Annotated in this window: 19 protein-coding genes; 11 read left to right on the top strand and 8 right to left on the bottom strand. The window is 61.3% G+C overall.

Annotated elements, in window-relative coordinates:
* Positions 1 to 56 precede the first annotated feature (56 nt).
* Entirely contained in the window at positions 57 to 983 is a 927-nt protein-coding gene (locus JTF07_RS19515) for a ketopantoate reductase family protein (RefSeq protein ID WP_204235831.1), read from the bottom strand.
* A 53-nt stretch (positions 984 to 1,036) separates the two neighbouring features.
* The gene (locus JTF07_RS19510; RefSeq protein ID WP_204235830.1) at positions 1,037 to 1,960 is read right to left on the bottom strand and encodes a LysR family transcriptional regulator; all 924 of its coding nucleotides are present in this window, start codon (positions 1,958 to 1,960) and stop codon (positions 1,037 to 1,039) included.
* 188 nt (positions 1,961 to 2,148) lie between these two features.
* Between JTF07_RS19510 and JTF07_RS19505 the strand changes: the two genes are divergently transcribed.
* From JTF07_RS19505 to dxs, 4 genes are all read left to right on the top strand, one after another.
* A complete protein-coding gene (locus JTF07_RS19505; protein WP_204235829.1) occupies positions 2,149 to 3,219 on the top strand; it encodes a tartrate dehydrogenase in 1,071 nt (356 codons plus the stop codon).
* A 190-nt stretch (positions 3,220 to 3,409) separates the two neighbouring features.
* On the top strand, positions 3,410 to 4,762 hold the full coding sequence (locus JTF07_RS19500) for a 2-hydroxycarboxylate transporter family protein (protein WP_204235828.1): 1,353 nt from the start codon (positions 3,410 to 3,412) through the stop codon (positions 4,760 to 4,762).
* A gap of 249 nt (positions 4,763 to 5,011) precedes the next feature.
* Positions 5,012 to 6,073, top strand: coding sequence for a mandelate racemase/muconate lactonizing enzyme family protein (locus tag JTF07_RS19495; RefSeq protein WP_204235827.1), 1,062 nt, complete (start codon positions 5,012 to 5,014; stop codon positions 6,071 to 6,073).
* Positions 6,074 to 6,975: 902 nt separating this feature from the next.
* The gene (dxs, locus tag JTF07_RS19490; protein ID WP_204235826.1) at positions 6,976 to 8,916 is read left to right on the top strand and encodes a 1-deoxy-D-xylulose-5-phosphate synthase; all 1,941 of its coding nucleotides are present in this window, start codon (positions 6,976 to 6,978) and stop codon (positions 8,914 to 8,916) included.
* A gap of 12 nt (positions 8,917 to 8,928) precedes the next feature.
* Here dxs and JTF07_RS19485 read toward each other — a convergent pair whose 3' ends face one another.
* Both JTF07_RS19485 and JTF07_RS19480 read right to left on the bottom strand, forming a co-directional pair.
* Complete coding sequence (locus JTF07_RS19485) at positions 8,929 to 10,104, bottom strand: ribonuclease D (RefSeq protein ID WP_204235825.1); 1,176 nt, start codon at positions 10,102 to 10,104, stop codon at positions 8,929 to 8,931.
* On the bottom strand, positions 10,101 to 10,715 hold the full coding sequence (locus JTF07_RS19480) for a DUF3000 domain-containing protein (protein ID WP_143921874.1): 615 nt from the start codon (positions 10,713 to 10,715) through the stop codon (positions 10,101 to 10,103). The genes JTF07_RS19485 and JTF07_RS19480 overlap by 4 nt, the downstream gene beginning before the upstream one ends.
* A gap of 150 nt (positions 10,716 to 10,865) precedes the next feature.
* Between JTF07_RS19480 and hemE the strand changes: the two genes are divergently transcribed.
* Genes hemE through JTF07_RS20540 form a run of 5 tightly spaced genes read left to right on the top strand, consistent with a single transcriptional unit; the run spans position 10,866 to position 14,665 of the window.
* The gene (hemE, locus tag JTF07_RS19475) at positions 10,866 to 11,912 is read left to right on the top strand and encodes a uroporphyrinogen decarboxylase (protein ID WP_204235824.1); all 1,047 of its coding nucleotides are present in this window, start codon (positions 10,866 to 10,868) and stop codon (positions 11,910 to 11,912) included.
* A gap of 4 nt (positions 11,913 to 11,916) precedes the next feature.
* Positions 11,917 to 13,311 (top strand): protoporphyrinogen oxidase, encoded by a 1,395-nt coding sequence (hemG, locus tag JTF07_RS19470; protein WP_204235823.1) that lies wholly within the window; start codon positions 11,917 to 11,919, stop codon positions 13,309 to 13,311.
* A 45-nt stretch (positions 13,312 to 13,356) separates the two neighbouring features.
* Entirely contained in the window at positions 13,357 to 14,067 is a 711-nt protein-coding gene (hemQ, locus tag JTF07_RS19465) for a hydrogen peroxide-dependent heme synthase (protein ID WP_204235822.1), read from the top strand.
* Between the two features lie 44 nt (positions 14,068 to 14,111).
* The gene (locus JTF07_RS19460; RefSeq protein WP_353844036.1) at positions 14,112 to 14,555 is read left to right on the top strand and encodes a class I SAM-dependent methyltransferase; all 444 of its coding nucleotides are present in this window, start codon (positions 14,112 to 14,114) and stop codon (positions 14,553 to 14,555) included.
* Positions 14,525 to 14,665: a hypothetical protein gene (locus JTF07_RS20540; RefSeq protein ID WP_252199977.1), complete on the top strand. Its 141-nt coding sequence runs from the start codon at positions 14,525 to 14,527 to the stop codon at positions 14,663 to 14,665. The genes JTF07_RS19460 and JTF07_RS20540 overlap by 31 nt, the downstream gene beginning before the upstream one ends.
* Before the next feature lie 17 nt (positions 14,666 to 14,682).
* On the opposite strand, the gene JTF07_RS19455 is transcribed toward JTF07_RS20540, so the two are convergent.
* On the bottom strand, positions 14,683 to 14,895 hold the full coding sequence (locus JTF07_RS19455; protein ID WP_143921870.1) for a hypothetical protein: 213 nt from the start codon (positions 14,893 to 14,895) through the stop codon (positions 14,683 to 14,685).
* 124 nt (positions 14,896 to 15,019) lie between these two features.
* Here JTF07_RS19455 and JTF07_RS19450 point away from each other — a divergent pair, with 124 nt between their 5' ends.
* Positions 15,020 to 15,472: a MarR family winged helix-turn-helix transcriptional regulator gene (locus JTF07_RS19450; RefSeq protein ID WP_204235821.1), complete on the top strand. Its 453-nt coding sequence runs from the start codon at positions 15,020 to 15,022 to the stop codon at positions 15,470 to 15,472.
* Positions 15,473 to 15,550: 78 nt separating this feature from the next.
* Here the strand turns inward: JTF07_RS19450 and JTF07_RS19445 are convergent, their stop codons facing one another.
* The gene (locus tag JTF07_RS19445; protein WP_204235820.1) at positions 15,551 to 16,078 is read right to left on the bottom strand and encodes a GNAT family N-acetyltransferase; all 528 of its coding nucleotides are present in this window, start codon (positions 16,076 to 16,078) and stop codon (positions 15,551 to 15,553) included.
* On the bottom strand, positions 16,075 to 16,500 hold the full coding sequence (gene msrB, locus JTF07_RS19440) for a peptide-methionine (R)-S-oxide reductase MsrB (protein WP_143921867.1): 426 nt from the start codon (positions 16,498 to 16,500) through the stop codon (positions 16,075 to 16,077). Before msrB ends, JTF07_RS19445 begins: the two co-directional genes overlap by 4 nt.
* A gap of 183 nt (positions 16,501 to 16,683) precedes the next feature.
* Here msrB and JTF07_RS19435 point away from each other — a divergent pair, with 183 nt between their 5' ends.
* Positions 16,684 to 17,883 carry an alpha/beta hydrolase gene (locus tag JTF07_RS19435; RefSeq protein ID WP_204235819.1) on the top strand — a complete coding sequence of 400 codons (1,200 nt, stop codon included), beginning with the start codon at positions 16,684 to 16,686 and terminating at the stop codon, positions 17,881 to 17,883.
* 16 nt (positions 17,884 to 17,899) lie between these two features.
* Here JTF07_RS19435 and JTF07_RS19430 read toward each other — a convergent pair whose 3' ends face one another.
* Positions 17,900 to 20,554, bottom strand: a complete 2,655-nt coding sequence (locus JTF07_RS19430; RefSeq protein WP_204235818.1) for a penicillin acylase family protein — start codon at positions 20,552 to 20,554, stop codon at positions 17,900 to 17,902.
* Positions 20,555 to 20,570: the final 16 nt, after the last annotated feature.

Here is a 20,570-nt window from a genome sequence, read left to right as displayed (position 1 = left end):
ACCAAATTCGACGAGACCTGGCTTTTGATCTGCGCTATAACTTTCAGCCGTTTGGTCTAGAGAGTTGTCTCCCATGCTTTGACGAGATTGACCACCGTCGAATTGACAGGAGTCGGCACCCCGGCTTCTGCGCCGAAGCGGACGACGGAACCGTTGATCACGTCGATCTCACCTCGGGAACCCCGCAGTGCGTCGAGGAGCATGGAGGGCTTCGCGTCAGGGATGTTTCCTGCGAGCGTACGCACGTGGTGCACCGGGTCGGTGATCTGGATTGGGACTTCCAGTGCTTGTGCGACAGCGAACGCTTCCAAGAGGCAAGCCTTAGAGACCTGCCAGGCGTTTTCGGTTGTCATCATGTCGCCAATGGTGAGCTTGTTGAGTACTCCAGGACCGGAGAATGCGACATTCATGATCAGCTTTTCCCAGATGACACGGGAAGGGTCGCGTAATGAGGTGGCGTCGAAGCCCGCGGATCGCCAGATCTCGACCACTTCGTCGACTTCAGGCATCGGCAGATCTGAATATGGAGAGAAGCGGACTAATGCCATTCCGTTGTGATGGGCGTGTCCTGGTTCGGGTACCGAGGCACCGAATCCGCCCACGACCCCAAGGCATAGTTGAGATTGCGGAAGATGCGGAGCGACGAGATCCATCGATCCGACTCCATTCTGGATCGACTGGACGACTGTGTTCCGACCGACCAATGGTGCTGTATCGAGCGCTGCTTGCTCAACGTCATAGGCTTTCGTGGCGATGACAATCAGGTCGAAATCTGCGGCGAGCCTGTCGGCCGTCGTGCTCACCGAGTCGAGTTGGACCGTGCGGTCGCCGCTGGCACCGCTGACTCTTAGGCCATGAGCCGCGATCGCATCTATGTGGTCAACTGCCAGCCCCACTCCGTGGACTTCGTGGCCGGCGCTCTTCATCAGCGCAGCGTAGACCGAGCCGAGTGCTCCTAGTCCCATAATGAGTATCTTGGCCATAGTGTTGTCTCCTTTGAGTAGTGGGCGGGTCTTTTGAAACGCCGGGATGGTGCTTAGTCGGTGTAGTCGACGAAGTCGGCTGCCGACTTCACCCGCTTGGGGATCTCCTGCTGCAGAAACTCGGTGAAGCGCCTGGCGCGGAGCGGGAAGTACTCATTGTTGGGAAAAGCAAGGTAGACGTCTGATCGAATGGTCGGCACACCTGGCAAGACCGGGACCAATTGACCGCTCTCCAAGAACGGACGGACGTTCCAAATCGAGCGCATCGCAATTCCGTGCCCGAGAACAGCCCATTTGGTGACAGTGTCGCCGTCATTGCATCTCAGCGGTCCACGGACCCGGACCGGTGTGACGACGCCGTCGAGCTCGAACTTCCACAGGGTGAAGTCGGGCTCATGCTCATTGAGAATGATGCAGTCGTGGTCAGGTAGCTCAGAAACTGATCTCGGGTACCCTCTCCGATTGACGTAGTCAGGTGACGCGCAAAGCACGCGGCGATTCGTCAGAAGCCTGCGGTAAGTCAGTTGAGAATCCTTTGCTGCACCGACTCCGACGAGCATGTCGAAATGAGTGTTCTCCAGATCGAATGGGTCGCCTGAGAGCTCTAGATGAATCTCAATATTTGGGTACAGAGTGTGAAAATCCGCCACCAATTCAGACAGGTGCGTGCGCCCGAATCCCAACGTGCCGAATACGACGAGAGTCCCACGTTCGCTGTCGACGCTGTTGGAGATATCCGCGTGCAGTACGTCGGCCTCATGCACGATGCGTCGAGCGCCTTCGAAATAGCGCAGCCCCTCGCTGGTCAGCAGCATCTGACGTGAGGTGCGTTTGATCAACTGGACTCCGAGTCGGTTCTCCAGTTGCGTGAGTCGCCTGCTCACTGCTGACACCGACATTCCCATTGACCTGGCCGCTGCAGTCAGGTTCATCTCTTCGCCGATGGTGGCGAAGAACTGGAAAACGTCGACTCTCACGATCCCAGTCTAGGGAGGGCACGCCCAATATTGGCCGACCCGCCATTGCATTTTGTTCAAGCCTGAGTTGATTCAAACGGCGGGTGAAACGACTGATTTCGCTGTTAGATTCGTGGCCAAGCGAATCAGCGCGCCGTCGGAATCCTTCCTATCAAGGGACCGACTCATAGAAACGTGGAGGTAGCTATATGCCCAAGATTGCAGTCATTCCGGGAGACGGGATCGGAAAAGAAGTCATGCCAATTGGTGTGCGGGCCGTCGAAGCTGCCGCACAGCGTCATGGCGTTGACGTGGAGCTCGAATGGTTCGATTTCGCCAGCGTTGAGTACTACCAGCAGCACGGCCAAATGCTTCCTGACGGCTGGAAGAACCAGCTGAGTGAGTTCGACTCGATCTACTTCGGCGCTGTTGGCTGGCCCGATGTAGTGCCCGACCATGTGTCCCTGTGGGGGAGCCTCCTGCAGTTCAGAAGGCAGTTCGACCAATACGTGAATCTCCGGCCATGCAAGATCCTTCCCGGTATCACTCCACCCTTGCGCGACAAAGGGCCCGGCGACGTTGACTTCCTCGTTGTTCGAGAGAACACAGAAGGGGAATACTCTAACGCCGGCGGCGTGCTGTTCGAAGGAACTGACCGTGAGTTTGCCATGCAGGAGACGGTGATGACGCGGATCGGCGTCGACCGTGTCATGGAGTATGCCTTCGCGCAGGCTGAGAATCGCCGCAAGAAGGTGACATCGGCGACGAAGAGCAACGGAATCTCGATCACCATGCCGTACTGGGACACGAGATTCGAAGCGATCCAAGAAAATCACCCAGGCATCGAGACGAACCAATTCCACATCGACATCCTCACTGCTCACTTCGTTCAACACCCGGAATGGTTCGACGTCGTCGTCGCATCCAATCTCTTCGGCGACATTCTCTCGGACCTCGGTCCTGCGTGCACGGGCACGATCGGTGTGGCACCAAGTGCCAACATCAACCCGACAGGTGAATTTCCCAGCCTTTTTGAGCCCGTCCACGGTTCGGCACCCGACATCGCCGGCAAAGGAATTGCCAACCCGATCGGCCAGATCTGGTCGGGAGCGATGATGCTCGACCACCTCGGTTCTGAAGCGGCAGGAACTGAAATTGAGAATGCCATCGACGAAGTCCTCCGAAGCGCAGACCCAACTGTGCTGACGCCCGACGTCGGAGGACAGGGAACCACAGAGACACTTGGTCAAGCCATCATCGACGTGCTTCGAGGGGAGTGAAGCAGCCTGGCAGAGAACACCCTTCAGGCGTGGCTCGTCGACAGCGAACCATAGTTGAGGCGAGGCTAGCGGCCTCTCGAGTAGATCAGCGGTCACTCGAATCTCGTTCAAGAACCAAACGTTGCGCAATATGCGATGCCGGAGGGCTTAGCGCATTGCGCGCATAGTCCAACCCGAAATCGGAGATGCAATGACGCATTACGAATCTCAGACTGCGCAGACTCGCAGCAAAGTTGAGGCACCAGAGCAAAACCTTCATCAGAACCGCAGACAGCTCACAATAATGGGCTTCCCCTGGCCCTTCTACTTGGCCTTCCTCGTGGTGATCATCGCGGCCATTTTCCTCAATGTCATGCCAGTCAACATCGTCAGCGGAATGGCGATCGCGATGATCATCGGGGGTGCACTGAAATACATCGGCGACTCGATCCCCGTTTTCAATACATTCGGAGGAGGATCGCTGCTGTGCATCGTAGTTCCAGCCTTGATCGTCTTCACCGGGGTCTTCCCTCAAGAATTCGCGGACTTGGCTGATTCTTTCTACAACGAACTCGGCTTCTCCGAACTCGTTGTCACGGGTCTCATCGTCGGATCGATTCTTGGAATGAATCGGAAGCTGCTGGTCAGCGTCGGCGCGCGCTTCTTCTTCCCAATCATCGCCGGCGTCGTCACAGCCTTTCTCGTCGGCGCACTGATGGGTCTGATCACCGGCTTCGGCGTCGGCCGAGCGGTCATGTTGGTCGTAGGACCCGTCATGGGCGGCGGCATGGCGGCGGGCGCGGTGCCAATGTCGGAAATCTTCGCCTCAGCCAGCGGAGGAGACGCCGGTTCGTTCCTCGAACAGATCGCCCCCGCCGTCATCGTCGCCAACGTCGTGTGCATCGTCGTCGCGGGAATCCTCAACGGAATCGGTAAGACTGTGAAGGCAAAGAGCTTCAGCGGCGAAGGCCGAATGATGCGTAAAGGCGATTTCGACTATTCGAAGGCCTCGGACGAAGCACCCCTTACGATCAAAGACATCACCGTTGGATTAGTACTGTCGATCACGATCTACATGGTCGGTGAGATCCTGTCGTCCCTGATTCCCGGGTTGCATGCCTATGTGTGGATCATTGTTGTGGCTGCCGTCCTCAAGATCTTCAACCTCCTGCCGGAACACCTCAACCTCGGTGCTGAGCAGTGGTACAACTTCATCTCGCACGCATGGATCCCAGCCGTTCTCGTCTCAATCAGCGCAGGCATGGTCGATTTCGATGCCATCGTCGAAATCGCGTCCGACCCTCGCTACCTCCTCATCGTCGTGGTGACCGTAATCGTTGCGGCCGCAGCCGCGGGCGGGGCAGGAATGCTGGTCGGCTTCTACTTCGTCGAATCTTCCATCAGCGGCGGCCTCGGAATGGCCGATATGGGCGGGTCGGGAGACGTCGCCGTCCTCTCAGCGGCTGGTCGACTCGAGTTGATGCCGTTCCTTCAGATCGCCTCCCGCCTTGGCGGGGCGATGATGCTCATCATCCTGTCGATCATGGCTCCCTTCCTTCTGTAGGTATCCAAGACGGATCGGCCACGTCTCGCTTTGTGCGGGCGACGTGAAAATCAGTGAAAACCTATCGGCTTATTCCATTCGGCTCCTAAGCACACAGAACCCAATTCAACAGGAGGCTTGATGCCAAAGATCACAGCTGTTCGCCCTATCCAGGTCAACCGGATTCTCTACGTCAGCATCGAAACCGATGACGGTCTACACGGTGTCGGTGAGTCCGGTGCCTGGGCCTACTAGGAGGCCGCAGCCGAAGTGGTGAAGACTTTCGCCGACTACCTCGTCGGCCAGGATCCGAGGAGGATCGAGCACCACTGGCAGTTCATGTATCGTGCATACCATTTCCGTGGTGCCGTCATTATGGGGGCGTTGAGCGCGATCGACATCGCGTTATGGGACTTGGCGGGAAAGCGTCTCGGCGTTCCTGTTCATGAACTCCTCGGCGGGGCAGCGAGAGAACGAGTGCGGGTGTACAAGCACGTTGCCGGAGCAACTGTCGATGAGCTCATCAATGACTGCAAGAAGGCACAGAATGAAGGTTATACGGCGGTGGGGCACCTGTCGCCTTTCCTCGACATTGACCGCGGCGAGAGGCTGGAAACGTCGAATGCGCAATACGTCAGCGGGGCAGTCAGTGTGCTCAAGACTCTCCGCGCCGAGGTCGGGGACGGACTCGATCTGTGCGTCGAGCTGCATCGGCGACTGAGCATCAGCGAATCCGTGACGTTCGGCCAAGCTGTCGCAGACGTGATGCCGATGTTCATCGAGGACCCAGTCCGTCCGGACAACCTCGACTCGATGGCGCTTGTCGCGTCCTCAGTGCCGGTACCGGTAGCGACGGGGGAGCGGTTGCATACGCCTGAGGAGTTCCAGATGTTGCTCAGCCGCTATCCACTGGCTTACACGAGGATCAGTGTCTGCTTGGCCGGAGGCATTACAGGTGCCATGAAGATCGCTGCCATTGCGGAATCCGTCGGGTCAAAAGTTGTTCCTCATAATCCGCTCAGTCCAGTGAGCACCGCTGCATGTTTGCAAGTCTCCAGTGCAGTCGCGAATCTGGGAATAATGGAGCTGCCCGATCACTCGGTCGCTTCCGCCACAGAAAGGTACACCGCTTCAAACCAAAGCGAACGGCAGGAGTTCGACCAGACCGCGATGCTTAGTCCGATACCCGAGACCGTCGACGGTCATGTATCCGTTCCTACTGGTTCTGGAATAGGCATTGACCTGGACTTCGAGATAGCGAGCCGAAATCCAGCCACTAGGGTTGAGACACTGTCGCGACTTGGGGCTGACGGAGCAGTCGTGGACCAGTGACGTGGTACCGCGAGCGAAAGCCGTGGATCTGGTCATCCGAGACGCTGGTGTCACACACAAATTGCGTGTTCCACGTCGCTGCGCTCGACTGCCGCCACGGACGGCCCATCCAGTGCCAACAATTCGGCAGTCGGTGCCGGACACAGCCGTAAGGTCGGCTCATTGCTGGTGATCGTGACCGCTCGACTACGGGGTCGATGTCCACAAGCCGGCCGGTTCGCGTCAGTTGCCGCAATGGAAGCATGTTGACTGACGTGCTTCATCAATTGAGCGGTAGTCGACTTCGAGACCGCTCTGACTCTCTGACCAGGTGTTTTGTTCTTGCGTAGTCGCTTTACAGGCGAGACTGGCCATCGAAGCATGTCTCAGTACGTGCTGCGTCAGCTCGCAACTGCTTGATCTCAGGCTGTTGCCTCTTCGACGGCAGCCCTGATTGACGAAGGCCGGTGGGTTCAACCCACCGGCCTTCGTCGTAGCCTGTCTTCCCAAGTTTTGGCTCCTGCGTCGCTGGTCCTGGCTTCGGCCCTCCCCGGTCCTCCCTTCAGTCGCGCTTCTCACCGCTGGTGCCGCTGCGTACTCATCCGGCCGATTCCTCCAGTTCGCTGAGCATCAGGCACCGGCAGTTTCAAAAACACCCTCTGCAAAGGGTGTCTACGGCGCCGACGGTGCGGGATGCCGAGGGCGAAGACAATCCGAGGGCGCACACCTAAGCAGCTGTGTGGTCGGACGTGAGACCACGCGGAATCAGACAGTTGTGAGAGACGTCCAGGGGAGTGCCACCAGACACAATCAGTGCCTGCCCCACCCTCGAGTGGACCAACTCTGCGTCGTGAGGCGTTAAGATGATTCGAGCGGAAATTGCAGTATCAGACCAACTATTGTGCATTCAGGAGCGAGGCCGAATGACATTCCTCGAGTCGATGAACTCGCCATCACAGCTGCGTGAGCTCGACGATGCCGAATGCGAAGTTCTGGCGAAGGAGATCAGGGACTACTTGGTCACGGCCGTCGCCGGCACAGGTGGACACCTCGGCCCCAACCTCGGCGTGGTCGAACTCACTGTCGGTCTCCACCGCGTGTTCGAGTCTCCTCACGATACGATCCTCTTCGACGTCGGTCACCAGACCTACGTTCACAAACTCCTCACCGGACGCATGGGGGACTTCTCGAGTCTGCGCCAGCGCGATGGGCTCTCCGGATACCCCAGCCGGGCCGAGAGCGAACACGACGTCATTGAGAACTCCCACGCTTCAGCATCTCTGTCGTGGGCCGACGGCATCGCCAAGGCACATCAGCTCAAGGGCGAAGACGACCGCCACGTCGTAGCCGTCATCGGAGACGGAGCACTCACCGGCGGCATGGCATGGGAAGCGCTGAACACCATTGCAGCCGACAAATCGACACCACCGCGCAAGCTCATCATCGTCGTCAACGACAACGGCCGCTCCTACGCACCCACGGTCGGCGGGTTCGCTGAGCACCTCGACGAGCTGCGCACGACATCGGGATACGAGAAGCTGTTGTCCTGGGGAAAATCGACCCTCCGACAGTCGGGCGTACCCGGACGCGCCGCCTACAGTGCCATCCACGGAGTCAAACGAGGCCTCAAGGACATGGTCAGCGCGGAGCAGGCCGGAATGTTCGACGAGCTCGGCATCAAGTACCTCGGACCGGTCGACGGACACGACCTGCCGATGGTTGAGAAGGCCCTTCAGCGGGCCAGACAATACGACGGCGGACCCGTCATCGTGCACATGATCACACAGAAGGGCCAGGGCTACGACCCGGCTCTCAACGACGACGCTGATCAGTTCCACTCCGTCGGCGTGATCGATCCGCTCACCGGCAGGTCGACACCGTCGAAGCAGACCTCATGGACGTCCGTCTTCGGTCAAGAGGTGCTCCAGATCGCGCAGACGCGCGAAGACATCGTCGCCGTCACTGCAGCGATGCTCCTGCCGGTCGGCCTCGCAAAGTTCGCCGAGGCATACCCGGAGCGGGTCTTCGACGTCGGCATCGCCGAACAGCACGCAGTGGCATCCGCCGCGGGACTCTCCTATGGCGGGCTGCACCCCATCGTGTGCATCTATGCGACGTTCCTCAACCGCGCCTTCGACCAGCTGCTCATGGACGTGGCCCTGCACGGCCAGGGGGTCACCTTCGTCCTTGACCGTGCCGGAATCACCGGACCCGACGGCGCCAGTCACCACGGAATCTGGGACATGGCGATGCTGCGTATCGTGCCCGGTCTCAAACTGGCAGCCCCTCGTGACGCCGCGCGTCTGACGGAGGAGCTGGCCGAAGCCGTCGCCATCGAGGACGCACCGACCGTGATCCGATTTCCTCGTGGAAGCGTAGGAACGGATATTCCAGCGCTGCGTCGTCTCGATGACGGCGTAGACGTTCTGCGAGAGGTCCCAGCAGGTTCTTCCAAAGACGTGCTCATCGTCTCCGTCGGTCCGTTCGCCGGGCGCGCTCAGGAAGTGGCCGAACAACTGGCCGACCAGGGAATCGCCTCAACGATCGTCGATCCGCGTTGGGTTCTGCCTGTGCCAGGCGGAGTCATCGACATGGCTGTCGAGCACAGCCTCGTTGCTGTCATCGAGGACGGTGTCAAGGTCGGCGGAATCGGTTCGCAGATCCGCAGTGACCTGCGTGCGGCCGACTCTCGGGTCGGTGTCCTCGAACTCGGTGCCCCTGATGAGTTCCTGCCGCAGGGCACTCGCGACGAGATCCTCGAATATGCAGGACTCGACGTGGCCACCATCGTCTCCGAAATCGTTCATATCCTGCCGTCAGAGGTCAGGAACCGGGCCCAGCAGGGATCACGCAGAGCCGTCTGACAGGCAAGAGCCTCAGGCTGCAGGCAAGGTCTCGATGGTGTCTCTGAGCGCTGGAGCACTCAATTCGACCTGCCATGGCCTAGCTCCGCGCTCGACGAGGAACTCCTCGACGTCGACTCGCGGTTGAGCGCCGAGAGCCTTGACGATGGCGGGCTGCAAGAGCACGTCGTGAGGAATGTCGTGCTCCTCGGCCACCTCTGCCATCGCAGCCTTGAGAGCTGAGACCCGATCCTTGATATCTGTGTGGCTGAACGGCGTCCGTGTCTGTGCTGCGTTGACTTCCCTTCGCCCCGGCAGCTCGTCACCCGTCAGTCGGGTCGCTTTGCGGTAGGCCCGGTAGAGCCGGCCGGCGTCGGCGCGGGAGAGTTTGGGCCACGTTGCCATGATGTCGTCGCTCGAGTGCACTCGGGACTGAGCGAGGCCGACCAGGTCCCGATCACGCAGAATACGCGATGGAGCGGTGTCGGTCTCGGCCGCCATCTCATCGCGAGCAGTCCACAGCTCCCGCACCTTGGCGATGTCCTTGCGTGACTTGAGTTTCGTCAATCCGTGCGTACGGCGCCAGGGCTCGGCGAAGTATTTGGGTTCGAAATCAAGGAGATGTTCGAACTCCTGTGAAGCGAACTCCCACTTATCGGCATCGATGAGTGCTTCGCGGAGGAAGTCGCGAATGGGCAGCAGAACTTCGACGTCGAGGGCGGCATAGTTGAGCCACTCCTTCGGAAGCGGTCGCTTCGACCAGTCAGCAGCAGAATGCTCCTTGGCCAAGCGGACACCGAGAGTTCTCTCGGCCACGGCGGCCAAACCGAACTTGTCCCATCCGAGCATGCGAGCAGCGAGCTCGGTATCGAAGAGCGCCTCCGGCCGCATGCCCCGCTCCTGCAGGCAGGGCAGATCCTGAGTCACGGAGTGAATGACCCATTCATCTGCGCCGAAAGCTGAGTTGAGAGGGCTGAGGTCCGCAAGCACTTCCGAATCGAGCAGGAAGGTTCCTGCATTCGCGCGTCGCAGCTGAACCAGAAATGCGCGCTGGCCGTATCTGATGCCTGATGCGCGCTCGGCATCGATGGCGATGGGGCCGGATCCGTGTGCGAGCTCGTCACAAGCCGTGGAGAATTCTGCATCGGAGTCGACGAGCGGCGGAACGCCATGAGCGGGTGTGGCCAAGAGCGGTAGTTCGGTTGTCATCGACGTCGCCCGGGCAGGGCTGAAACTCCTTCAGGAAGCGGTGGCAGTCCGGCAACTGTGCACAGCAGATCAATCCAGGCTTCGAAGTGATCGCCGATCAGTTCCGGCTCCGCGATCACGGGGGTCCATGAAGCGCGCAGCTCCAAGTCTATCGTGGACGACCGATCGGCAAGAGTGCCGAAGCTCTCGGAGAGGACACGGGTCGTCGTGCCTCCAGCGGCGACGACCTCGCAGTCATTTGCTTCGAGGGCCTCTTCGAGCCAAGTCCAGGCCACAGTGCCGAGCATCGTCTCATTGCCGAGTTCGTGTTCGAGCTCGGCGCGGATGTAGGACACGACACGGAACTGGCCCTCCCACTCCTCGGGGGAGCTGGGATCATAGAGGACGACGATGCGGCCGGTAGCCAATTCGTCGATCGCTTCACCACTGGCGCGAAGAAAGGTCTCATCGGCACTGACCTCGGCACCCAGCGCGTAGGAATACGGCGCCAAGCGAGCCGGCGCCGGTATCTCAGAGATCGAGACATTGTTCGTGTTCCGAGCTTCGCGCAGAACCGAGGTCACGGCGGAGAACTCCGACGGAATGCGATTGAGAGGTGAGGTGTTGACCACACTTGCCACGATAGATCAGGCCACCGTGGAGGTGAATCGTCCACGCCGTGATGGGACCAAGAGTTTTCACCCGCGCCCGCGATCAAGACGCAACGTCTTGAAACCGGAATCCGATGGGCATCGATCCGCCCGAGATGGGAGGATGGGGACATGACTTCAACCTTGTTGCCCGCCCTGCGCGGAGAGCAGATTGCGCACACTCCGGTCTGGTTCATGCGGCAGGCCGGCCGATCACTTCCCGAATATCGCGAGGTGCGTGCAGGAACTGCGATGCTCGATGCCTGCCGCACCCCGGACCTGGTCTCTGAGATCACCCTGCAGCCGGTGCGCAGGCATGGTGTGGACGCTGCCATCTTCTTCTCCGACATCGTGGTCCCGCTGCAGGCAGCCGGCGTCGATGTGGAGATCGTCCCCGGCACAGGACCCGTGATCGCGGATCCGATCCGCAGTCGCGCCGATGTCGAAGCATTAGCAGAGCTCGAACCCGACCAGATCCCAGACATCGCGGAATCCATCGGCCGGATCGTCGAAGAGCTGGCAGGGCAGACTCCGCTCATCGGCTTCGCCGGTGCCCCCTTCACGCTGGCCAGCTACCTCATCGAGGGCGGACCGAGCAAGAACCATGAGAAGACAAAATCCCTCATGGTCGCGGACCCCGAGACCTTCTCCCTTCTGTTGAGCAAGCTCGCTCGGATCTCCTCGACATTCCTCGACGTGCAGCTGGGCGCCGGAGCCTCCGCGTTCCAGCTCTTCGACTCCTGGGCCGGATACCTGTCCCGACGTGACTACGAAGCCCACGTACTCGAACACTCCAGCGCAGTCTTCGAATCGCTGCGCCATCACGAGGTGCCGAGCATCCACTTCGGTGTTCAGACAGGTGAGCTCCTGACCTCCATGTCGCGAGCAGGCTCCACAGCAGTCGGCGTCGACTTCCGCGTCGACCTCACCGATGCCTCGACACGCGTGCAGCCGGGCCAGCCGTTGCAGGGCAATCTTGATCCGGCACTGCTCTTTGCTCCATGGGAGGCTCTGGCCCCGCGCATCGAGGAGATTGTGAGACAGGGACTCGACCATGAGGCAGGATTCGTCTTCAACCTCGGCCACGGAGTCCTCCCCGACACCGATCCCGAAGTGCCCGGACGCATCGTGGCCGAGGTCCACCGCGTCTCCGCAGAGATCCTGTCCGCACGGGGCTGAGGCGATGAGTCATATCACGATCGTCGGAGGAGGCATCTCCGGGCTCGTCACCGCCTATCGTCTGGCACCTGACCATCAGATCACCCTCCTCGAGGCCGACGCGCGCCTCGGCGGGTGTCTGGACTCGACGACCTTGGCCGGGGCAGTGCCGGTGGGTCTCGACACCGGAGCCGAAGCCAGCCTGTACCGGCGCCCGGAGACGAAGGACCTCGCCGCTGAACTCGGATTGGACCTCGAATTCCCCCAGGCGGCGCACAGCTCCCGAGTCCTGTCGAAGGGACGTCTCCACCCGATTCCCAAACGCACCGTCATGGGAGTGCCGGGCCACGCGGCCGAGGTCAGGGAACTCCTCGGCGACGACGTCAGTGACCGAGTCGCCCATGAGGTCATCACGGACCCGATCGAGGGTTCGGACGTGTCGTTGGGGGACTTCCTGACGGACCGCCTCGGCGCCGATCTCGTCGATACGCTCATCGACCCGCTGCTTGGGGGAGTGTATGCAGGGCGGTGTCGCGACCTGTCACTGGCGTCGACGGTGCCCGCTCTGCTGCCGGCAGCCCTCGGTGGGACCTCCGTGCTCGACCTCGTTGAGAGCCTGCTCGCTGCGCGTGACGCACAGTCAACAGCCGGTGCGGAGGGGACGGGCCCGCAGCCGGTGTTCATGAGTCTCCTCGGCGGGATCAACCGACTTGTCCCGGCGCTCGAGCAGCACATCCGAGAACTCGGCGGCACCATCCGCACCGGCACACAGGTGACGTCCGTTCAAGCCGACGGGGGCCGATGGACGGTGGCGACGAAGGACTCCGTGGTCGATTGCGATGGCGTCGTCCTCGCCACCCCGGCGCATGTGACGAAGGATCTCCTCGCCGAGGTGGCCCCGGAGTCCGCTTCGATGCTCGCATCCGTGCCCTACGCCTCGACCGCTCTGATCCCGGCCCTCGTCGAGGTCGGAGACCGTGAACTCGAAGGATCCGGATTCCTCGTCCCACCGACAGAGAGCTCATTCATCAAGGCCTCGACATTCGTGTCGAACAAATGGCCCTGGATGCGTGAGCGCATTCCTGAGGGAACTGCCTTGATCCGGATGAGCATCGGTCGATACGGGGACGGGCCGGGAGGCTGGCAGGATTGCGGGGATGATGAGCTCATCGCACGCGCCTTCGCAGACTGGCAGTCCATTGCCGATCGCCGCTCAGATCGGCTCATGGCGGCCGAGGCGCACCGGTGGGAACAAGCTCTGCCGCAGTACCTGCCGGGCCACGCTGAGACGGTGGCGAGAATCGATGAGGAGATCGCCGGAATCGCCGGCCTCGAACTGGCAGGTTCGGCATACTTCGGCGTGGGCATCCCCGCCTGCATCGACAGGGCCGAGACGGTTGCCCGGAGAATCACCGTGTAAGAACTGACGTACACAGAAGACTGACACACAGCAGAAGGAGCAGGAATGAGCGAATACTCGCACCCCACAGACGAGCAGATCGAACAGGCGAACAATGAGACGCGCTATATTGCGTACTCGGTCTTCGCCTCGGCGGGCGAACTCGGCGATGCCGACCGTGCCGAACTCGCCGACGAGCTCCACGAAGCTCTCGCCCCATTGAAGGACCAGGGCCTCGTCGTCCGCGGAATCTATGATGTCTCTGCTCTGCGTGCGGATGCAGATGTGATGTTCTGGTGGCATGCGCCGACCGTCGAACTCGTTCAGGCTGCCTACTCGGCAGTGCGTCGCAGCATGCTGGGCGGCGTCCTCGAGCCGGTCTGGTCGGTCGTGGGCCTGCATCGCCCGGCCGAATTCAACAAGGCACACCTGCCGGCGCTGCTGACCGATGACGAACCGGGCAAGTACATCTGCGTCTACCCGTTCGTTCGGTCCTACGACTGGTACCTCCTCGATCCCGCAGAGCGCTCCACGATGCTGCGCGATCATGGAATGGCCGCCGCTGGCTACAAGGACATCAAGGCCAATACGATCGCCTCCTTCGCCCTCGGCGACTACGAATGGCTGTTGGCCTTCGAGGCCCCGGAACTGCACCGCATCGTCGACCTGATGCGCGACCTTCGCAACACCGAGGCTCGTCTTCACGTGCGCGAGGAGGTTCCGTTCTACACCGGGCCGCTCCGTGAACTCGTCGATATCATCAGCGACTGGCGCTGATTCTCACCGGCCTTTTCGAAACGCCGCTCATGTAGTCTGCGGTCATGATGACTGCAGACGGCTCGGCCGGCGACGCCGACTACGGGATGATCGGTACAGGCTACCGGCAGTTCAGGCGCCCTGAACCAGAATTTGCTCGCGCAATCCACGCTGCGCTCGGTGATGCCCGCAACATCGTCAACGTCGGTGCCGGTGCCGGATCCTACGAACCGAATGATCGCGAGGTCATCGCGGTGGAACCTTCGTCTACGATGCGGGCACAGCGGACGATTGACCAGGCGCCGGTCGTCGACGCCGTTGCGGAGTCATTGCCGTTTGCCGATGGCGCTTTTGACGCTGCTTTGTCGACATTCTCGATCCCTTCGGCTGCGTCGACGGCTTCTCCGAGGCCTATTTCGGGAGGCCGGAGCTGTTTCTTGACCCTGGAGCGCGGAAGGCGAACTCCGCGTGGAGTTTCGTGTCAGAGGATTCGGCCCTGCGTTCGGTGAGGAGCTTGGAGCACAGTCTCGACGACGGCAGCTGGGAGATCGCGTACGGCAGATTGCGGACCGCTTCGCACTTCGATGGATCCCTGGTTCTGATCACAGCAGAAGGCTGATCAGAGCGGAGGACTGTTCACTCAGGCTGCTTCTTCTCCACCACGTACGAGTGTCCATTGGCGTCTGTGCGCATCTCCAGCCCCATCGCGTCGAGCCGTTCATGTCGCAGGTGCTCGTCCTCGTAGTAGCCGCCGGGACGGGAATTGTCGACTTGTGCAGGCCCGACGATCTTGCGGAAGAAGCGATTGAGCCACGCAACGCGTCGCTGGGGATCGTGTGAGTCTGACATGAGAGTCCATTCGAAGTCTAAGGGCCGAGCTGCGGCCCCCTTGAAGCGAACCTGATGAATCCATTGTACACTAACCATTAGTGCACTAACTAAATGATCCGTCTCCTTTGAAGGATGATAAGCGATGTCGACCACCCACGATCCTCTGGCTCTGGAGAGTCAGGTCTGCTTTGCCCTGGCCGTCGCCTCGCGCGCAGTGATCTCCGCCTATCGTTCGGTGCTTGAGCCGATTCATCTGACCCATCCGCAGTACCTGGTCATGTTGGCTCTGTGGCAGCATGAAACGCTGCCAGTGAGGAGGATTGCTGAGCTGCTCCGCCTCGAAGCTGCAACGGTGTCACCGCTGATCAAACGCCTCGAAGCGCTGGACTACGTGGAGAAGCGACGCAGCAGCTATGACGAAAGAGTCGTTGAAGTCTCATTGACCGACACAGGCGCGAAGCTTCGTGCGACGGCTGAGGCGATCCCAGGTCAGATGATGACCAAACTCGATATGGGTGAAACGGAGCTGCGCGAACTTCACTCCACTATGACGAAGATCATCGCCGCGGCCGACGCATCTCACGCCGCCGATTGAACCGCCACGACAGTCCTCGGTTCACTTTCCGCTGCGGCGCCCCGGGCACTCCGAAGCACCTCGGGCACGTGGAACCCTTCAGGCCGACGAAGCATCCGCCGGTCGTGACATCGGGGTGTGCTCGATCCCGTCCTCGAGGAACCGCGGACCATTCGGGCTGAATCCGAAGCTCGTGTAGAACCTTTCGAGGTGGGATTGGGCGTTGAGTGTCAGCAGTCCGTGACTGTGGCCGGCGACGAGCTCGCCGATCAGCCGCCGACTCCAGCCTTGGCCGCGCAGGTGGGGGTTCGTCACGACCCGACTGATGCTGCGGGCTCCCGGCTCATGAGCCGGGCCGTCGGGAAAGTCGGGCGGGAGGATGCGGGCGTAGGCCTTGGGCGCAAGACTGCGCCCTACCTCGGCGCCGTGGGTGTCCTGCATGGTCCTGACGTCACCGGGGTAGAAGGCGTGCAGGGTCTGCGGCAACGTGTCGACTCCGTCCTGATCAAGGAAGATGCAGTTCTGCTCGACGACGAAGACCTGGGACCGCAGCTGGACGATCCCGTAGAGCTCAGTGATCGTCAGCTCGTCGAAGGATTTGATGACGAGCGGTGATTCTTCGCTCATTCCTGACCGTCGACGAGTCGCAGAGAGATTGAGTTCAGGCAGTACCGCAGGTCGGTGGGGGTGTCGTAGCCTTCTCCCTCGAAGAGGTGGCCCATGTGTGAATCGCAGTTCGCGCACCGGACCTCGACGCGCTCCATGCCCATCGACGAATCGCGGAGGTAGCGGACCCGATCCTCGGCCAGGGGAGCGTAGAACGAGGGCCAACCGCAGTGCGAGGAGAACTTGGTATCGGAGGGGAACAGGTCTGCTCCACAGGCACGGCACTGGTACATTCCGACGCTGGTCGTGTCGACGTATTCGCCAGTGAACGGACGCTCCGTGCCGCCTTCGCGCAGCACTGCGAATTCATCAGGAGTGAGGACGTCCTGCCAGCGGATCTCCTCGGGATTGTCTTGTGTGTTGACGTTCGGCGACTGACTCATCGCGACCTCCGGTGCTTGTCGATATCTGTTGGAGTCCATTGTCCCACTGCTGCCGGACACGCAGGTGTCCGTCTCCGACGATGGTTGATGCAGCAGCGAGCTGGCTCTGGGAGCCCTCTGACCTGCACAACAGCGTTTGGAGACTTCTCATTCCTTGGGTGACAATGAAGTCAGGAGGTATTCATGGTTCGCGACTCTAAATTCCCGACTCGCCTGCTTCTGGCTTCGGTGGGTGTCGGTGCTGGGATCGGCGCCGTGATCTCGGTGGCGTCCTCGGGGCTGGCCGTCTATTTCGCGCGAAAGATCGTGGTTCCCGAAAACGCGCCGGAAGAACTCGAGATTCTTCACATCGACGGTTTCCCGCCCAATATGCGCATCCACCTGCCCGCCGATGAAGAGACGACGGTGCGAGGCACCTATGGCCTCTACTTCAATCAGGGCGCCGGCCATGCCGTGATCGGTGACATCGTCGAGTATGACCCGCGGTCGAGGACCGTCTCCCGAGAGATCCTCTCGGTCACCCGCGGAGACGTCAAGCGTGCCTCTCGCGGTCGTTGGACGGGCATCGTGTACCCGGAGCCTTTGGCGGCAGGAGTCAACGCTGAGGACATCGAGATCGAATCCGACGCGGGACGGCTGCCTGCCTGGCTGCTGCCCACAGACCATCCCGAACCTCATGACACCTGGGCGATCCTGGTCCACGGCCGCGCCAGCACCCGAGCCGAAGGCCTGCGAGCCGCCCCGATCCTCAATACGCTGGGAGTCCCGGCGATCGCCATGTCCTACCGCAACGACGCCGAGGTCAGGGTCGAGACCACCTCCCGCTACGGCCTCGGCGACACCGAGTGGATCGACGTGGACGCAGCGATCGACTTCGCAGTGTCTCAGGGCGCCCGCGACGTTGTCCTCTTCGGGTGGTCGATGGGTGGGGCCATCGCCCTGCAGGCTGCTTCCCGCGGTCGGAACAGACGGTACGTGAAGGCTCTCGTCCTTGACGGTCCAGTCGTCGACTGGGTGAATGTCCTCGACGGCCAGGCTCGGCGCAATATGCTTCCGACGCCCATCGCCAAACTCACGCTGGAGATGATCACCCAACCGTGGGCGCGTCCGATCACCGGACTGCAGACGCCTTTGGATCTGGGCAGGCTGGACTGGGTGACACGCGCTGCGGAACTCGATGTTCCGGTGCTGCTCATCCACTCAGACGACGACGAATTCGTGCCGTCTTCGCCCTCCCACGCGCTGGCGTCCGTGCGCCGCGACCTTGTGACGATGCCCGTCTACGACAAGGCTCACCACACCAAGGAGTGGAACATCGACCCGGTCCGCTGGGAAGACGATGTGGCGAACTTCCTCGAGGCGAAGATCCTGCCCAAAGCCTGACCGTCTCGCTCCTCGATCAGGGTCGAAGTACCAGCGAATCCTCGGTGTGCCGGTCCAGCGCATCGGGTGTGTAGGGCCAGGGCCGGGTTGCGCCGGCCGCCCAGTCCTCGGTCTGATCGGCATAGTGCGGGTGGAAGGCATGGCCCGAGGCCCCTGTGAGGTTGATCCACCGGGAGTGGTTGAAGTCCTTGAGGTCAACGATCTGACGCATCGAGGGCACCCAGTTCGTCTCGAAGCCCACCGAAGCGTCCCAGCCTGTGGCGTTGACTTCTCCCGACCCGCCCGAGACCTCGTAGGGGCCTCGATTGAACAGCCGCTCAATGGGTTTGATCCCTGATTCGCCGAGGCTGGCGTTGCGGATGGTCAGCCTGTGCAGGATGCCCCACCGCCAGGTCACGGGTTCGGAGCCGAGCAGATCCTCAGTCGTCTTCCATGCGGAATCCATGGCTCGAGCCAGCGCTTCGTCTCGATTCTCGACCTCGTCGTCGGCCCACCACTCGGAGTCGGGATCCTCCAGCTGGTTCTTGATGATGAGGTACCAGCGTGATCCGCCGGCCGGAGGTACCTCATCGGGCAGCTTCGGAGCGAACACTTCGTCGAGGATCGTCTTCGAGAGGACATTGAAGTAGGCCGCAGCGGCACTGTTGGCATCATCGTGGCCGTTCCAGTCCGAGAGCAGCTCCTGCGCCGCCGCGATATCGGTGCCCTCTTGCGCATCGATGTCGAGCAGCAACGGGATCAGGGTGAGCGCGATGGGATTGAGATCATCACTTTGGATGCGGGACATGTCGTCTGGCGTGACTTCTCCGTTGGCGATCGTGTCCCGGGTCAGCTTCGTGATCCTCCTCGCCCGGTCTCCATCGTCGAAGTCGTTGCTCAACTGGACGGACTCTCCTGGAGGGGTGACTGGATTGTTCGCGGTCACGATCCAGCCACGCGCAGGGTTGTACAGACTCGGCAGATCCTCGAAGTCGAGGTATCCCTGCCAGTCTTCGTCGGTCTTCCAACCGTGCCGTGGCAGCATGCCGTCGCCGTCGCCGCGTTTGGGGATCTTTCCCGGCGCCTGATAGCCGATGTTGCCTGCGGTGTCTGCGTAGATGAGGTTCTGGGAGGGGACGTCGAAGAGGGAGGCGGCCTGCCGGAATTCGCTCCAGTTCGTCGCCGCATTGAGCCCGAAGATCGCCGAGGCCGTGTTGCCCGGCTCCAGGGCCGTCCACTGCAGCGCCAGCTGGTAGTGCTCATCGGCTGGACCTGATTTCGTGTCTTCGGAATTCGCCCCGGTCGAGGCATCGAGCACATCGCGGTAGGATCCGTCGACGTCCGAGATGAGAGGGCCGTTGCTCGTCGAGCGGATCGTGATCTCGCGAGGTTCCTGTTTCGCGATCTTCACGGTCTCTTTGCGTGTGGTCACGGGGTCGTCCCCAGAATCACGGACGACTTCGCCGTCGCGGACCTTCTCGACCACGAGATCGGCGACGTCGGGCCCCAGGTTCGTCAGTCCCCAGGCGATGCTCTGGTTGTGGCCGATGATGACCCCGGGCAGCCCGGAGAAGGAGAAGCCGGACACGTCGAAGGGGCATTCGGGCGTGACCTCGGTGCAGCGCAGTCCGATCTGATGCCAGACGGAGGGCATAGCGGGAGCCAGGTGCGGATCATTGGCCAGCAGCGGGGCACCGGTGGAGGTGTGCTCACCGGAGACCACCCACGAGTTCGACCCGATGTCATGACTGTTGACTCCCAGGAGCACCGGCAGCGACTTCAGGTGCTCCTTGAGCTCGCCGAGGTTGCTGGGAGTCTCGGTCCCTCCGCCGTGTCCCGATTGCTGTGTGTCCGCAGCAGTCACCTCGCCCCCGGCACGTGCTTCATCTTCGTCACGTGCTTCGTCTTCGTCACGTGCTTTGGCACCGGCATTGCCTCCGACGATCGTCGGGCGGGTGTCATAGGGGTAGTCGGGATAGATGTCGGCCATCTGCTCATCATCGAGCGCGGTCTGGCTGATTGCTCGGTCGATCTCATCCTCGACATTCGAGCGCAGGTCCCAGGCCATGGCCTTGAGCCAGGAGACACTGTCGACCGGAGTCCATTCCTCGATCTCGACTCCACCGGCCTGCAGGCCGACGATGCCGTACTCGAGGGACACCTCGGTGGGGGACTTGTCGTGCAGGTAGGCGTTGACGCCCTCTGCATAGGCTTCGTAGTACGCGCGCGTCTTGTCATCGAGTGCCGCGACCTCCGCCTCGGCGACCTTCCTCCAGCCCAGTGTGCGAATGAACTTGTCGGTGCCGAACTGTGACTCGCCGAAGAGTTCCGAGAGCCGGCCCGAGGTGACATGCCTGCGGAAGTCCATCTCCCAGAATCGATCCTGGGCGTGGACGAAGCCCTGGGCCATGAAGAGGTCGTGGGAGTTACTCGCCTCAATGGTCGGCACGCCCGAGTCATCGCGGGTGACGCTGACCTCGGCGTCCAGGCCCGACAGTGAGATGTCGCCGTCCGTGGTGGGATAGGACCGTTGGACGAGGAAGACACCGAGAAGGGTGAGGACGAGCAGCAGAACGAGGACGGCCGCGAGGATGCGGATGAGGACCTTCGCGCTCACCAAGCGATGCGCGCCGGACGGCGGTCGAACGGCTTTGACCAGAGCACTGGAATCCTCTGAATCCGCGTCTGCCATGTGTCTCCTTCGACCG

The sequence above is a fragment of the Brevibacterium sp. RIT 803 genome, assembly GCF_016892625.1.
Lineage (GTDB): Bacteria > Actinomycetota > Actinomycetes > Actinomycetales > Brevibacteriaceae > Brevibacterium.
The sequence above is the reverse complement of the archived record's forward strand: the minus strand, read 5'-3'. Positions and strand labels throughout refer to the sequence as shown.

Excerpts from the sequence above, each read along its gene's own strand:
- JTF07_RS19515 (WP_204235831.1), bottom strand. The coding sequence starts at position 983 with ATGGCCAAGATACTCATTATGGGACTAGGAGCACTCGGCTCGGTCTAC.
- JTF07_RS19505 (WP_204235829.1), top strand. The coding sequence starts at position 2,149 with ATGCCCAAGATTGCAGTCATTCCGGGAGACGGGATCGGAAAAGAAGTC.
- JTF07_RS19500 (WP_204235828.1), top strand. The coding sequence starts at position 3,410 with ATGACGCATTACGAATCTCAGACTGCGCAGACTCGCAGCAAAGTTGAG.
- dxs (WP_204235826.1), top strand. The coding sequence starts at position 6,976 with ATGACATTCCTCGAGTCGATGAACTCGCCATCACAGCTGCGTGAGCTC.
- JTF07_RS19485 (WP_204235825.1), bottom strand. The coding sequence starts at position 10,104 with ATGACAACCGAACTACCGCTCTTGGCCACACCCGCTCATGGCGTTCCG.
- hemE (WP_204235824.1), top strand. The coding sequence starts at position 10,866 with ATGACTTCAACCTTGTTGCCCGCCCTGCGCGGAGAGCAGATTGCGCAC.
- hemG (WP_204235823.1), top strand. The coding sequence starts at position 11,917 with ATGAGTCATATCACGATCGTCGGAGGAGGCATCTCCGGGCTCGTCACC.
- hemQ (WP_204235822.1), top strand. The coding sequence starts at position 13,357 with ATGAGCGAATACTCGCACCCCACAGACGAGCAGATCGAACAGGCGAAC.
- JTF07_RS19460 (WP_353844036.1), top strand. The coding sequence starts at position 14,112 with ATGATGACTGCAGACGGCTCGGCCGGCGACGCCGACTACGGGATGATC.
- JTF07_RS19455 (WP_143921870.1), bottom strand. The coding sequence starts at position 14,895 with ATGTCAGACTCACACGATCCCCAGCGACGCGTTGCGTGGCTCAATCGC.
- JTF07_RS19450 (WP_204235821.1), top strand. The coding sequence starts at position 15,020 with ATGTCGACCACCCACGATCCTCTGGCTCTGGAGAGTCAGGTCTGCTTT.
- JTF07_RS19445 (WP_204235820.1), bottom strand. The coding sequence starts at position 16,078 with ATGAGCGAAGAATCACCGCTCGTCATCAAATCCTTCGACGAGCTGACG.
- msrB (WP_143921867.1), bottom strand. The coding sequence starts at position 16,500 with ATGAGTCAGTCGCCGAACGTCAACACACAAGACAATCCCGAGGAGATC.
- JTF07_RS19435 (WP_204235819.1), top strand. The coding sequence starts at position 16,684 with ATGGTTCGCGACTCTAAATTCCCGACTCGCCTGCTTCTGGCTTCGGTG.
- JTF07_RS19430 (WP_204235818.1), bottom strand. The coding sequence starts at position 20,554 with ATGGCAGACGCGGATTCAGAGGATTCCAGTGCTCTGGTCAAAGCCGTT.